Source organism: Cellvibrio sp. 25HG11W-0 (genome assembly GCF_057815475.1).
In genome coordinates this window covers 3,248,422-3,261,957 of record NZ_CM174230.1, presented here as the reverse complement: position 1 = coordinate 3,261,957, position 13,536 = coordinate 3,248,422, and the positions used below count along the sequence as shown (strand labels likewise).

9 protein-coding genes are annotated in these 13,536 nt (G+C 50.1%); 8 read left to right on the top strand and 1 reads right to left on the bottom strand.

Annotated features, from left to right (window positions below; genetic code table 11):
* The first annotated feature begins 139 nt into the window (after positions 1–139).
* The 3 genes from AC0KUT_RS13635 to AC0KUT_RS13625 all read left to right on the top strand — a co-directional run bounded on the left by AC0KUT_RS13635 (position 140) and on the right by AC0KUT_RS13625 (position 3,688).
* Positions 140–919 (top strand): 2OG-Fe(II) oxygenase, encoded by a 780-nt coding sequence (locus AC0KUT_RS13635; RefSeq protein ID WP_488830721.1) that lies wholly within the window; start codon positions 140–142, stop codon positions 917–919.
* 347 nt (positions 920–1,266) lie between these two features.
* Positions 1,267–2,712 carry a circularly permuted type 2 ATP-grasp protein gene (locus AC0KUT_RS13630; protein ID WP_488835749.1) on the top strand — a complete coding sequence of 482 codons (1,446 nt, stop codon included), beginning with the start codon at positions 1,267–1,269 and terminating at the stop codon, positions 2,710–2,712.
* Position 2,713: 1 nt separating this feature from the next.
* Complete coding sequence (locus AC0KUT_RS13625; protein WP_488830719.1) at positions 2,714–3,688, top strand: alpha-E domain-containing protein; 975 nt, start codon at positions 2,714–2,716, stop codon at positions 3,686–3,688.
* Between the two features lie 533 nt (positions 3,689–4,221).
* Here AC0KUT_RS13625 and AC0KUT_RS13620 read toward each other — a convergent pair.
* The gene (locus AC0KUT_RS13620) at positions 4,222–4,380 is read right to left on the bottom strand and encodes a hypothetical protein (RefSeq protein WP_488830717.1); all 159 of its coding nucleotides are present in this window, start codon (positions 4,378–4,380) and stop codon (positions 4,222–4,224) included.
* 195 nt (positions 4,381–4,575) lie between these two features.
* Here AC0KUT_RS13620 and AC0KUT_RS13615 point away from each other — a divergent pair, with 195 nt between their 5' ends.
* From AC0KUT_RS13615 to AC0KUT_RS13595, 5 genes are all read left to right on the top strand, one after another.
* Positions 4,576–6,720, top strand: coding sequence for a cellulose binding domain-containing protein (locus tag AC0KUT_RS13615; protein ID WP_488830715.1), 2,145 nt, complete (start codon positions 4,576–4,578; stop codon positions 6,718–6,720).
* 22 nt (positions 6,721–6,742) lie between these two features.
* Positions 6,743–10,204, top strand: a complete 3,462-nt coding sequence (locus tag AC0KUT_RS13610) for a DUF1592 domain-containing protein (RefSeq protein ID WP_488830713.1) — start codon at positions 6,743–6,745, stop codon at positions 10,202–10,204.
* Positions 10,205–10,212: 8 nt separating this feature from the next.
* Positions 10,213–11,547, top strand: a complete 1,335-nt coding sequence (locus tag AC0KUT_RS13605; RefSeq protein ID WP_488830712.1) for a DUF1552 domain-containing protein — start codon at positions 10,213–10,215, stop codon at positions 11,545–11,547.
* A gap of 144 nt (positions 11,548–11,691) precedes the next feature.
* Positions 11,692–12,882 (top strand): M48 family metallopeptidase, encoded by a 1,191-nt coding sequence (locus AC0KUT_RS13600; RefSeq protein ID WP_488830709.1) that lies wholly within the window; start codon positions 11,692–11,694, stop codon positions 12,880–12,882.
* Complete coding sequence (locus AC0KUT_RS13595; RefSeq protein ID WP_488830707.1) at positions 12,872–13,534, top strand: TIGR00266 family protein; 663 nt, start codon at positions 12,872–12,874, stop codon at positions 13,532–13,534. The genes AC0KUT_RS13600 and AC0KUT_RS13595 overlap by 11 nt, the downstream gene beginning before the upstream one ends.
* The last annotated feature ends 2 nt before the right edge of the window (positions 13,535–13,536 follow it).

Here is a 13,536-nt window from a genome sequence, read left to right as displayed (position 1 = left end):
TCCATCTGAAATAGGTGTATCTTAATAGGAGCACGCATATGTTCAGAGTATCCTATGTATCTATGCAGGCACTATCAATGTGCTTAATCGCCTAGCCTTTAGACTACCATCGCTTTTAGGAAACTATTTGAAGCTTGCTATGACCCCAACTGAAATTTTCACTGCAGAGTTACCTTTAAGCACTCTTTCTGTGTCTTCCTCCTCCGTGCCAGTGGCAGCGCTGAATCTTGAGTTGGAGCTGATTTCTGATGGTGTCCATGGCAATTCAGATAATCAAAACGACATACTCTTAGACCCATTCGTAGGCGAATTGTCACCTGAATTGGAGTTGGAGTTACTTTTCGATCGTATTGCTTCAGCACTAAATCATCAAGGTTACATAGTATTGCCGCAAATCTTGCCGAGTGAGTTAACGTTGAGTTTAGCTGCTCACTTGGGTTGTGAGCGTGATTTGCAATTAAGGCGAGCTGGAGTAGGGCGAGAGGATGGCTTTCAGCTCAATGGTGATATTCGACGCGATAAAATTCTATGGCTAGAGCCTGATATGGGGGCTGTCACGCAATTTTTATCTTGGATGGATAAACTCCGTATGGGCTTGAACCGTCGGTTATTTTTAGGGCTGCGTGAGTATGAAAGCCACTTTGCAGTGTATGAGCCGGGCGCCTTTTATCAGAAGCATCTCGATGCATTTAAAGGGGAGCCAGGGCGGAAGCTTTCAACCGTTCTTTATCTCAATGAAGACTGGATGCAAGGTGACGGTGGTGAGTTATTGCTCTACGATGAGGCGGGTTTGGAGTCGCTCGAGCGCATTGCACCACAATGCGGCAAAATGGTCATTTTTCTCAGTGAAGACTTTCCTCATGAAGTGCTTGTGGCGCATCGCCGCCGCCAAAGTATTGCTGGCTGGTTTCGTATTTAACCCTATTCACTATCAGCCTATTGAACAATGTGTGTGAAGTAGTAAGTTCTTTTGCTCAATGTAGGTGTCCAAGCCTAAAGTGTAAATAAAGTGGTTTAAATGCCTCCCTTGCTAGGGGGTTGGCAATAAAATTGCAAGTAACTAGCTGTAGCTCGCTGAGCTTTTTGGGAAAAAGGCTGGCGGCAAAGGATTGATGTTCGGCGGGCTTTTTGTGAACTATCGCCCAGTGTTATTGCATAAAGCATCGACAGTAATGTTTTACGCAGTACCTTAGTCGACGTTTCCACAGCTCAAAACATGTCTAATAATGTGAGGCCAGAATGCTGAAGGAAGCCACCATGAGTGCAATGAAAATAGATTGGCAGGATTATAATCCCGGCCACTTCTACGATGAGTTAATTAATGCACCGGGTAAGCCCCGCCCCGAGACTCGACATCTCGCTCAATATTTGAGTTCGCTTTCGGGTGAAGAGCTGCAAGAACGCAAAATATCTGCGGAACTTGCGATTAAAACTATGGGCATATCATTTACGGTTTATAGTGATGCGGGCAATATTGACCGCGCTTGGCCGTTTGATATTATTCCGCGTGTTATTTCGCAGCGAGAATGGCAAAAGACTGAGCGCGGGCTTATTCAGCGTTTAACTGCCTTGAACTGTTTTATCAACGATATCTATAATGATCAAAAAATCCTTAAAGATAAAGTGGTACCTGCCTTTTTGTTGGCTGATTCCGTTAACTTCCGCAAAGAATGCATGGGCATGAAGCCCGCCTATGGTGTTTGGTCGCATATCTGTGGAAGCGATTTAATTCGCGACAACAAAGGTGAATTTTTTGTTTTAGAAGATAACCTGCGTGTGCCCTCAGGTGTGTCTTACATGCTGGAAAATCGCAAAGTCACCAAGCGCGTTTTTCCTGAATTATTTGAAAATCACAAAATAGTTCCTGTCACCGAATACCCTAATCAATTATTTGACACATTAGCCTCATTGTCGCCGCGTCAGTCAGACGCGCCAGAAATTGTCGTGCTCACACCTGGCATATATAACTCTGCTTACTTTGAGCACTCCTATCTTGCACAGCAAATGGGTGTGGAGCTTGTAGAAGGTGGAGATCTAGTTGTTGAAAGTGATGATTGCGTTTATATGCGTAGCATTGATGGTTTGAAGCGTGTTGATGTTATTTATCGCCGTATAGATGATTTGTTTTTAGATCCTGACATGTTTAATAAAGACTCGGTGCTGGGTGTGCGCGGTCTCATGCGCGCATGGCTCAAAGGTAATGTTGCTTTGGCCAATGCACCAGGTGCTGGTGTTGCGGATGACAAGGTGATCTACACCTTTGTACCTGCCATGATTAAATACTATTTAGGTGAAGAGCCTATATTGCCCAATGTACCTAGTTTTTTATGTGTTGATAAAAAGCAGTGCGATTATGTGTTGGCAAACCTAGATAAACTGGTGGTGAAGCCTGCGAATGAATCTGGCGGTTACGGCATGATCATAGGCCCACAAGCGAGCAAGAAAGAATTAGAGGATTTTGCACTTCTGATTAAATCTAATCCGCGCAATTACATGGCGCAACCTCTTATCGCTCTTTCAACTGCGCCCATCCTTACCAATGGTAATGCTGAACCGCGCCATATTGATTTGCGTCCTTTCGTATTACAGGGACGCGAGCATCATGTAACTCCGGGTGGTTTGACGCGAGTGGCAATGAATAAAGGTTCCTATGTGGTGAACTCGTCGCAAGGTGGCGGTAGTAAAGATACTTGGATTGTGGTGGAGGACTAATATGTTATCGCGTGTAGCAGAACGAATTTATTGGTTAGGCCGCTATATGGAGCGCAGTGAAAACACTGCGCGCCTAGTGAATGTGAACTCCAATTTGTTATTGGATTTGCCCAGTGGTGTGAGGGTGGGCTGGGGCTCGCTGATTGATATCAGCGGCACTGGCACCTACTTCGAGCGAGATACTGAGCAAGCCGATGAAAAAACGGTTATTCACTTCATGCTGGCAGACCGCAAAAATCCCGCATCTTTAATCAATTCCTTGAGTTGGGCACGAGAAAATTCGCGTATTACTCGCGAAGCAATGCCCATGGAAGCTTGGGAGTTAATTAATGATCTCTATCACTTTATCCGCGATAGAGTAGACCGTGTTTACTCGCGTCGCGACCGCAATATTATTTTGCTACATGTCATCAATAGTGTGCAGCAATTTAATGGATTGTTGGCGGGCTGCATGAGCCATAACAATGCGTATGACCTTATCCGCATTGGCCGAAACCTTGAGCGTGCCGATATGTCTACGCGCATTGTTGATGTGGGCTTGGTTAATCTATTGCCGCATTTGTCATTGGGGGGAACAGAAGTTCTTGAGCCTTATGACAATATTTTGTGGATGAGCGTGTTGCGCTCACTCAGCGGTTATCAAATGTATCGTCAGCATGTACGTGATCGTGTGAATGCACGCGATGTGGTGACTTTTTTGTTACAAAATGAAGACTTTCCTCGCGCCGTAGCTCACAGCTTAAAACAGCTCGAGCAAGGACTCTGGTCGCTGCCAAACAGTGAGAAAATATTAACAGCTATTGTTAATCTCCAGCAAAAAATCGAAGAAGCTAAAATAACTGAGCTATTGGAGCATGGTTTGCACGAGTTTATTGATGAGCTGCAATTGGAGATTGGAAATTTACATGTGAGCATTGCTGAAACATGGTTTTTGCCGGTGGTGCTTGCTACCCAGGAGCAAAAAGCATCTGCGTAAATGACCGTTTTGTATGATCGCTCTTCAATCTAGCCCGCTTCTGCGGGCTTTTTTGTATTTGTCTGAATGCTCTTTAGGGGATGGCCTTTGGGATTTATTAAGTGAAGTTGGTGGGGGATGAGTAAATATCCTGATAAATGTATTTTTACTCAGTACAAAAAGAGCCAGTGTTTAAGTTTTTTAGTTAGCAGCTGTGTTTGGTCGCTGTAATTTATTTGTCGTATCTATACTACTACTACTATTGTTAATTTGTCTTTGTGGCTTTAATTACGCATATTAAACATATCGCGTGCTCCCTATTTATCCAATGTGCTAAACATAAGTATTAGTGTTTTTTATTTATTGTCACATTAACAATAAGTGTTTGGTTGATTGATGGCAGGCTGCTGTTAGCGCACTTTTTGTCGTCAAAATTATAGGTATCTGTAAAACTGTGTAAAACAGTGCAAATAATTGCACTAATTTTTTTTTAGTAGCTACTATCCTTTCATAAAAATTATAAATCTTTTTAGAAAATACAATTTACTTAAGCTCTACACCCGCCCACAAACTATTTGTGAAATAGCACTGTTATTTACGGTCGCTACTTTTCTAAAAAAAGCATTTTTTAGATAAGCGCTACTTTTCTTTTTTAAGGCCACAACCAAACTTTTGTTTGGGTTAACTTTTGCTAAAAATGGTTGCGCAATCATTTTGCTGAATCCAATAACGCTGGGCTCTGCAGCGTGCTGGGTTTTTACGCCTATTTTTTATCAAAAAATAAAATAAATCGCTCAATAAAATTTCACTCAGCAGTGCCGGGCTCTTAGCAAGAGCGCAATTATTTTAATAATAACAATCAATAAACCTTGCCAATTTTTTTGGCGTTAACTTCTAAGGAAAATATTATGAATCGTTACGAGGCTGCTGCGATTAAGCCGCGCAGGGTAAGGGGGGCTTTAGGCTCCGGGCTTGCGCTGGGGTTTGCTCTGGCTGTATCCGGTTTGTCCGTCAATGTATTAGCCAGCTGCGACTATGCAGTGGTGAACCAGTGGGGCAATGGATTTCAGGCAAGTATAAAAATAAATAACACAGGTTCCAGCGCGATTAATGGCTGGGATATTGCCTGGCGCTATGCGGGCGATAACCGTGTCACCAGTAGTTGGAATGTGGCCTTAAGTGGCAGCAACCCCTACAGCGCTAAAAACATTTCTTGGAATGGCAGTATTCAGCCTGGGCAATCGGTAGAGTTCGGCTTTCAGGGTTCTAAGGGATCTGCGGCGGCCGAGATTCCAATCATAACCGGCGCAGCTTGCGGCGCTGTTGCCTCTAGCTCGGTTGCTTCCTCCATTCCTGTTTCCAGTAAATCTTCAGCTGTGCCTTCGAGCGTACCGTCGAGTGCACTTTCAAGTGTGTCCTCAAACGTTTCCTCAAGTTCAACTGCCGCGCTGGGCTGCGGCAATAGCAATTTATTGTTTTGTTTGGACTTTGAAAATGTTGCACCTGGCGCTACACCAGCTGGGTTTACCAAAGAGGGTAACTCCATTGATGTAGTTCAAGGGCAAGAGGCGCACAGCGGTACTCGCTCGGTAAAATTTGCGAGTAATAATGCGGGTAACTACGGTTACTTTAAAAAGAACTCTGTGTCTGGCAGTCACTGGGGTCGGCTCTATTTCAAAATGAAAATACCGGTACCCAATATTAATACTTGGTTGCATACCACCTTTGTCAGTGCGCGCGGCAACAATGCGGAGTTCCGTTTTGTGGATGCGGTGCAGGAGGCCAGTGGTGCGCATCAATACCTCTATAACTCTGAGCCAGGTGATGTTTCACTGCAGGGGAAATACGCCTATCGTTTTGATAGCGAATGGGTTTGTAGTGAGTGGTTTGTGGATAGTCAAACGCAAACTTACAGATTCTTCCGCAATGGTGAAGAGTTATTCTTTACCCATAACGGCACTGCTACCAACAAAACTAACTTGCCGGGTTTTACACCTGTACCAGCAGTGCTCGACTCGCTCGGTTTTGGTTTTCGCTCCTATCAACAGTCCTCGGGGGTAGAGGGTTGGCTGGATGATGTGGCGGTAGGCACTGAGCGAATTGGCTGTGCCATTGGCGCATCTAGCTCATCGGCCAGCAGCAGTTCTATAGCTGCAAATCGCCCGCCGGTGGCCGCAGTTGCGCGCACCTCAGTGACCACCACCACCTATGGCCCCGTCACCCTGGATGCCAGCGGCTCAACCGATCCGGATGGCGACAGCCTGAGCTTCAGCTGGGATTTGGGTAACGGTAAAACGGCTACAGGTGCGCAAGTAACCACTTCGGGTTACACCCAAGCGGGCAACTTCACCGCCAAGGTAACCGTGAGCGATGGCAAGGGTGGGGTGGACACCGCAGTCGTTAGCGTGCAGGTGTTCAGTGATGTCATTAGCAGTGCCTCCAGTAGTGCTCGTTCTTCTGTGCCCTCGTCGGCCTCTTCCTCTGCTGAGTTTGTTCCCAGTAGCCGTAGCTCATCGAGTGTGGCGCGCGCCAGTTGGGTGTTGAGCGAGAGCAACTCCTACTTAAATTTTGTGACGACTAAAAATACCAATGTGGTAGAGGCGCATAGCTTTACCAGTATTAGCGGCGCCATAAGTGCCGAGGGTGTGGCGAGTTTGGTGATAGATCTCAATTCAGTTGCCACCAATATCGGCCTGCGCGATCAGCGTATGCGCGATTTACTGTTTCAAACCTCCACTTATCCAACGGCGACAATCACCTTAACACTTTCCCCTGCGACCTTAAATGATCTGGCGATAGGAGCGAGTGTGCTAATGGATATTTCTGCAACGCTCAATCTCCACGGCGTCAATAGCCCAGTCGCCGCCAAGGTGATGCTGCAGCGCTTAAGTGCAACGCGGCTATTGGTGCGCTCAACAGCACCCGTGCTCATATCGGCAGCGGATTATGCACTGACCGAAGGGGTAGAGGCGCTGCGTCAAGCGGTGGGTATCGCATCCATTAGTGCTGCGGTTCCCGTGGACTTTGTGCTCGTTTACGACGCCAATAATTAGCAGAGGCTCAAGAGAATTTATCATGAAAAAATTATTGAAAATTTCCATGCTCGCTGTGGGGCTAATGGGCTCCGCGGGCAGCTATGCTCAGGGCGCCTGTTCGGCAGTCTATGATGCGGTCAATCACTGGGGCAGTGGCGCTCAGGTGAAAGTTAGTTTTACCAATAATGGCGCTCCACTCGCAGGTTGGGAGTTGTGCTGGAACTTTAATGGCAGTGAAGCCATTGCCAATATGTGGGACGGCACCTACAGCGCATCGGGTAAGCGTGTCTGTGTCAAAAACGCGGGTTACAACGGCAACCTTGGCAGCGGTGGTTCGGCCACCTTTGGCTTTATTGTCAATAACCCTGCGGCGCAAGCGCCCACTGCATTTACGCTCAATGGCGCCGCCTGCGGTGGTAGCCCTGCCAGCTCTGTGGGCTCTAGCTCCTCACTCAAAAGCAGCTCATCAATTGGCATAAGTTCGTCAGTTGGCAGCTCGCTTAAAAGTAGTTCGCTAACCAGCAGCAGTGCGCCCAATACCGCCGCTAGTTGGGTGCTAGATGCGACTAAGTCCAATCTCCATTTTGTGTCGGTAAAAAATACCGATGTGGCAGAAAACTTTAGCTTCACCCAACTGCAAGCTACGGTGGATGCCTCCGGCAAGGCGGTGTTAACGATTCCGCTGGCGAGTATCTCTACCAACATCAGCATTCGCAATGAGCGTATGCAGAGCATGTTGTTTGAGTCCAACTATTTGCCCAGTGCCCATTTTAGTGCGCAACTGAATATGGCCGCGCTCAATGCCATGGCGGTAGGTGCGGTACAGGTGATGCCGGTAACGGGCGAATTGATTTTGCACGGTGTGGTTAAAGCCATGAACTTCGAGGTGCTAGTGGTCAAGTCGGATGCCAACAGCCTGAGCGTATCGCCGCGCATGCCGCTGGTGATTAACTCGGTCGACTTCGATATGAATGCCGGTATTGAATTGCTGCGCACCACCGCCGGTGCCAGCAGTATTGGCGAGCGAGTGCCGCTTTACTTCACCTTGCAGCTGAGCAAAAACAACCCCGCTAATCTGCCGCCAATCAACTTGGCTGCAGTGCCTAATGCACCGCTTAGTTTGATGGGCAACGTCAATCAAGGCTCGGGTGATGCAACTCTAACCTGGACCGATGCCAGCAATAATGAAACCGGGTTTTTGGTGCGCCGCAAAGGCGCAGATGCGCGCTGGAAAACAGTCGCTGCACCTGGGGCTAACAGCGTTAATTACATCAATAGTTTGGCGGCCCAAATGGGCACCTATGAGTTTAAGGTGATCAGCTTTCAGGGCAGCATGCCCTCGGCGCCCTCCAATATTATTGCGCTTAACTATCAGTTAGCTTCATCCGCCTCCAGTGTTGTCTCTTCTAGCGTTCGCTCCTCAAGTTCTACCGCTGCATGGGTAGGCGATGTGGCGCGCGGTAAAACCGCTTGGGAGAACGCCGAGGTGGGCTGTCTCTTTTGTCACGCGGTGAATGCCAACGGCACGGCGGGCAGCAGCAACAGTTTGATCGACCCGAAAAACCTGCGCTACACCAGTGTTTCTGGGTTGACCAAATATATTGAAGACAATATGCCACGAGGCAATGTCACCGCCTGTGTGGGCCAGTGCGCCGCCGATACCGGGGCCTACTTCCTCTCGCTGCAGCCAGTGGTGGCTTCGTCCAGCAAGTCTTCAACACCACCGAGTTCAGTCTCATCCAGTTCATCGGTTGGCAGCAGTAGCAGCCAGGCAAACTTGGATGGCGCCGCGCTCTTTGTGGAAAAAGGCTGTGCTAATTGCCATGGTGCGCGCGGCGATAACCCCAATCGCCCCATAGATGTGAATCGCTGGACGCGTGCGTCCTTGATTACCAAAATTGATGCGAGCATGCCCGCCGGTAACCCCAGTGCCTGTGTCGGTAACTGTGCAACGGCGATCGCCGATTACATTTTGACTTGGCGCCCCGTGGTGAGCTGCGATGCCGGTGAAGATGTGCTGGCGCGGCGTTTGCGTTTGCTCACCAACCGCGAGTACGGCAATACCCTGAATGATTTGCTGGGTATCACCACCGGTGCGAGTGTGGCCGCAAGCTTGGGGCTGGATGCAACCGTGAAGGGTTTTGACAACAACGTTGAAGCAACCCAAATCACCAACGTGCGTATGGATGCCTACTGGAATGTGGCGCAGCAGTTGTCTGCCAGTGTCAACTTAACTGGCTTGCTCAGCTGCACTACCGCTACCACGCGCGATCAGTGCGCCAGTACCTTTGTTCCCGCCTTTGGCAAAAAAGCCTTCCGCCGTCCATTGGCAGCGGCAGAGACTACCTCTTACAGCAACCTGTTTAAATTGGGTGCCAGTAATGAGGGGGGCGCGCGCTTGGTTATTCAAGCTATGTTGGCCTCACCTAACTTCCTCTACCGCTCGGAGTTGGGCACCTTGGTGAACAACACTTATAAACTTAGCGCCTACGAAACTGCAACGCTGCTGGCCTATACCTTCACCGGTTCTATGCCCGACAGCACACTCTTTACCGAGGCCGACAACAACCGCTTAACCAGCGCGGTGCAGCTGCGCACTCAGGCGGAGCGATTATTGGCAACCACCAAAGCGGGCGATCAATTGGCGCACTTTGGTATGCAGTGGTTGAAGGTGGGTGATGTAGCGAATTTGCAGCGCGATAAAACTCTCTACCCGCAATTTACGCCAACGATTGGCGCGGCCATGAAAACCGAATTGGATCTGTTCTTGAAAGAGATTTTCCTCAAGCCCGGTTACAAAATGGCGGATGTATTTAACCCAGGTTTCAGTTTCCTTAATGGCACCTTGGCGAGCTACTACGGCATGAATAACGTGACCGGAACCCAGTTCCAAAGAGTGGCAACCAACGCCCAGCGCGGCGGGGTCTTGGCCATGGGCGCGGTAACCGCAACCCTGTCTTCGGTTAAAGAGTCGCACCCGATTCATCGCGGCCTGTTAATTCGTCGCAACCTGCTGTGCCAAGACTTTGCGCCGCCACCGCCTAATATCGGCGAGGTGGAGCCACTGGATCCCAATAAGCCAACGCGCGAGCGGTTTGCGGCCCACACCAATAACCCTAACTGTCAGTCCTGTCACCAGTACATAGACAATATTGGTTTTGGTTTTGAAAACTACAACGCGGTCGGTCAGTTCCGCACGGTGGAAGGCAACAATCTGCCGGTCGATGCCAGCGGTGGTATTTCTGGCTTGGCGATTATGACCGAGTCAGACAGCTACAGCTTTAGCGATTTGCGCGGGCTCTCCACGGTGCTGGCCACCTCGGGCAACCAAGCCACCTCCATGTGTTTAGCAAGGCAGTATCAGCGTTTTGCCAATGGTGTGTCTGAGCCCAATGAGTGTGCAGTCGCCGCAAGTTATTCGCGCTGGCAAAGTAAGTCCACGGACCTGCGCGACATGATGCTGGAAACTGTAACTTCACCCAACTTCCTGACCCGCAAATAGGAGTCATCATGAAAAGACGTTCTGTAATAAAAGCACTTGCGGCGGGTTCAATGACAGCCATGACGCCCTTGGCAGCTATGCTGGCGCGCTCGGCCATGGCGGCCGAAACGCAAAAAATTCGCACCCTTTTTATCTATCACCCCAATGGTTGTGTGCCCAATGTATTTTTCCCCTCCGAGGGCTCGCTGATAGGCAAGGGTTTTCCTGGCATGACCGCGCCTTTGCAATCGGTGGCCAACCAATTGGTGTTTTTGGATGGCATAGGTTACGAGGGCTCAGCCAATACCCACGAGGGCGGTGCGCTTAAGTGTCTCACCGGCGCCAGCAGTTCAGCGGCGGGCTTGTCCTCCATTGAAGTACAAATGGGCAAAGAGGACTGGATCAATCGCGCCAGCTCGGGCGTGTCGGTGCCCTCGGTACAAATGGGCGTAGGCACCAAGTGGGGTACGGATACCTCCAAGCGTGTTAGCTACGACAATGGCAGCACCCTGCACCCGGTGGATGATCCGCGCATTCTCTACCCGCAATTGTTTGGTGCCGCCAGTGGCGGCGTTGACCCCAATCAGCTGCAGGTATTGGCGCGCGCTCGGGAGGATATCAATCGCCTGTCCACGCAGCTGGGCAGTATTGAACGCCAGCGCTTGGAGCAGCATGTGGCGGCTTTAGACGTGTTGGAACAGCGCCTTAACTCCGCCTCTAGCGGCGGTTGTTTGGATGTGAACAGCAGCATTAAACCGCGTGTGGATGCGATTGTTGGGCGCGAGGACAGCGCCCTTTGGGCCACTCAGGTGCTGGGTAATATCTCTGCCATTCAGCAGGATATTGCCGTGGCAACCCTGTCCTGTGGCATTACCCGCAGCATCGCCTTTATGTACGGGGTGCCGGTATCGCCCATAGTGGTGCCCGGCACCGGTACTGGCGATCACGATCTGTCGCATCAGGACGCCGCCGCCCACACCACCAGTAAAATTTGGTGGATGGGGCAAATCAAGCAGCTGATCGACAAGTTGGCGGCCACGCCCGATGTCAATGGCAGCCTGTTGGATAACACCATCATTTGTACGGTATCCGACTTGGGCCATGGCAACTTCCACAACCATCACCGTATTCCCATGTTTTTAGCCGGCGGTAAAAATGCTGGCCTAATAACTGGGCGCTCGGTAGACCTGCGGCCCCTGGGCGAAAAGGGCAAGCGCTGGGGCGATCAGTCCACCGCTGAAGGCGGCGTTAATCACTCTAATGTGCTTATGACCATTGCCGAAAAAGCCGGTTACCGCAACGTTACTATGCCCACCGCCAATGGGCGCATTAACAATGTGTGGGTCAATGGCACCGGCCTCTAGCCGCGTTTAAGTTCCTGCATAACGGCCTAGCGGCTTAGTTTGGCCCGAATCGGTGTTGCCGGTTCGGGCCTTTTTTTGGCCTGCGCAAAGGCGCAGGATTAGGGTAAGATCGACCGCTTTATGGAAAAGGACTGAGGTTTTATTGTGACTACATCAACATCCACCTATGACTGCATGGGTTTTAGTGAAACCCTGCCCAAGGGCAAAGCCTCGGGCCGCCTCTCTATCGATCAAGCTGGGCTGCAGTGTGTTATAGGCGAGCAAACTATTCGTCTGCCGCTGCAAAATTTGCAGGTCACTCTCGGTGGCGCCAGCAATCGGCTGGTATTTTTTGAGCACCCACTGGTTAAGGGCTGGAGTTTTTACAGCAGCGACCGCGCGGTATTGCACAACCCCCATCTGCACAGCCAGCCGAGCGTAGCGGCACTGTTAACTCAGGCCAAACAAAAACATCTACTGGGCCGGAGCTTTCTGGTCGGCGTTGTTCTATTGGTGCTGGCCATACCGCTCTTGCTCGTGATGCGCATGGATTTAATTACCGGCGTTATCGCCAAAAAAATCCCTGCCGAGTGGGAGCAAAAACTGGGCGATACCACCATTGCGCAATACCAATTGGGCAAAGAGGTGATGGCAGAAAAGCAGGCAGATAAACTCCTGCAGCCGCTGGTTAAGCCTCTGCTAGCTGCGCTTGAAGATAGCCCCTACCAATATCACTTTCACATAGTGAACGAAGGCAGCCTCAATGCCTTTGCGCTGCCCGGCGGCCAAGTGATGATTCACTCAGCGTTAATTCTGCGCGCCGACTCCGCCGAGGAATTGCTTGGCGTGCTCGCCCATGAAATTACCCACGTAGAGCAGCAGCACGGTTTGCGCAACGTTATAGGCGCGGCGGGTATTTATGTGATTGCCGGTGCGGTTTTGGGCGATGGCAGCGGCATGCTCGCACTGCTGGGCGGCGCTGCGCCGCTACTGCTCAATCAAAGTTACTCGCGCCGGTTTGAAACCGAGTCGGACCTGATGGGTTTTGCGCTGCTGCAAAAAGCGAAAATTAATCCTAGTGGCCTCGCGAGCTTTTTTGAAAAAATGATCGCCGAAGAAAAAAAGCAGCTGGAAAAAATCGACGATGAAGACAACCGCGCGCTGGCTAAAAAAGCGCTGCAATTTTTATCCAGCCACCCCGCCAGTGAGGCGCGCATCGAAAAACTCAGCGACTTGAACGCCAAGGCCAATCACCCCTACGAATACCTAAACCTAAGCGCCGAGTTTGCCGAGCTGCAAACGGCGGTTAAACAATTTGTTACCGAAACCCAGGGAGAAAAAAGCGATGAAGAGTGAAATTAAGGGCTCACAAGCCTTTGGCTATTTGGATGTGGAGCTGGCACCCGGCGAAACCATCATTACCGAGTCGGATGCCATGTCCAGTATGGATGCGGCCTTGGATTTGACGGCGCATTTAAACGGCGGTTTTTTTAAGGGCCTTATGCGCAAATTTTTAGGTGGCGAGTCGCTGTTTATTAATCACTTCACCAACAACACCAGCGCGCCCAAGCGCATGACCATAGTGCAGGGCACCCCCGGTGAAATTCTGCATCGCAAATTGAATGGCGAAGTTTTCTATTTGCAGCCAGGTGCATTTTTAGCTTGCTCTACCGGCGTAACCCTAGGCTTAGAGTTTGCGGGCTTTGTCTCATGGATAGCGCGCGAAGGTATGTTCCGTTTAAAAATGAGTGGCACAGGCGACCTTTATTTTGGTGCCTATGGCGCCTTGCTCGAGCGCGACATAGACGGCGAATACATAGTGGACACCAGTCACCTAGTTGCCTACGAGCCGGGCATAAAACTTAAGCTGCAATTGGCGGGCGGTATTTTCTCCAGCCTGTTTGGCGGCGAAGGTTTGGTGACTCGCGTTGAAGGCAAGGGCAAAATTATTATTCAATCGCGCAGCATTACCGGCCTTGCGGGTTGGTTGAATCCTAAATTCTGGTAGGG

Excerpts from the sequence above, each read along its gene's own strand:
- AC0KUT_RS13615 (WP_488830715.1), top strand. The coding sequence starts at position 4,576 with ATGAATCGTTACGAGGCTGCTGCGATTAAGCCGCGCAGGGTAAGGGGG.
- AC0KUT_RS13630 (WP_488835749.1), top strand. The coding sequence starts at position 1,267 with ATGAAAATAGATTGGCAGGATTATAATCCCGGCCACTTCTACGATGAG.
- AC0KUT_RS13610 (WP_488830713.1), top strand. The coding sequence starts at position 6,743 with ATGAAAAAATTATTGAAAATTTCCATGCTCGCTGTGGGGCTAATGGGC.
- AC0KUT_RS13605 (WP_488830712.1), top strand. The coding sequence starts at position 10,213 with ATGAAAAGACGTTCTGTAATAAAAGCACTTGCGGCGGGTTCAATGACA.
- AC0KUT_RS13635 (WP_488830721.1), top strand. The coding sequence starts at position 140 with ATGACCCCAACTGAAATTTTCACTGCAGAGTTACCTTTAAGCACTCTT.
- AC0KUT_RS13620 (WP_488830717.1), bottom strand. The coding sequence starts at position 4,380 with ATGATTGCGCAACCATTTTTAGCAAAAGTTAACCCAAACAAAAGTTTG.
- AC0KUT_RS13595 (WP_488830707.1), top strand. The coding sequence starts at position 12,872 with ATGAAGAGTGAAATTAAGGGCTCACAAGCCTTTGGCTATTTGGATGTG.
- AC0KUT_RS13625 (WP_488830719.1), top strand. The coding sequence starts at position 2,714 with ATGTTATCGCGTGTAGCAGAACGAATTTATTGGTTAGGCCGCTATATG.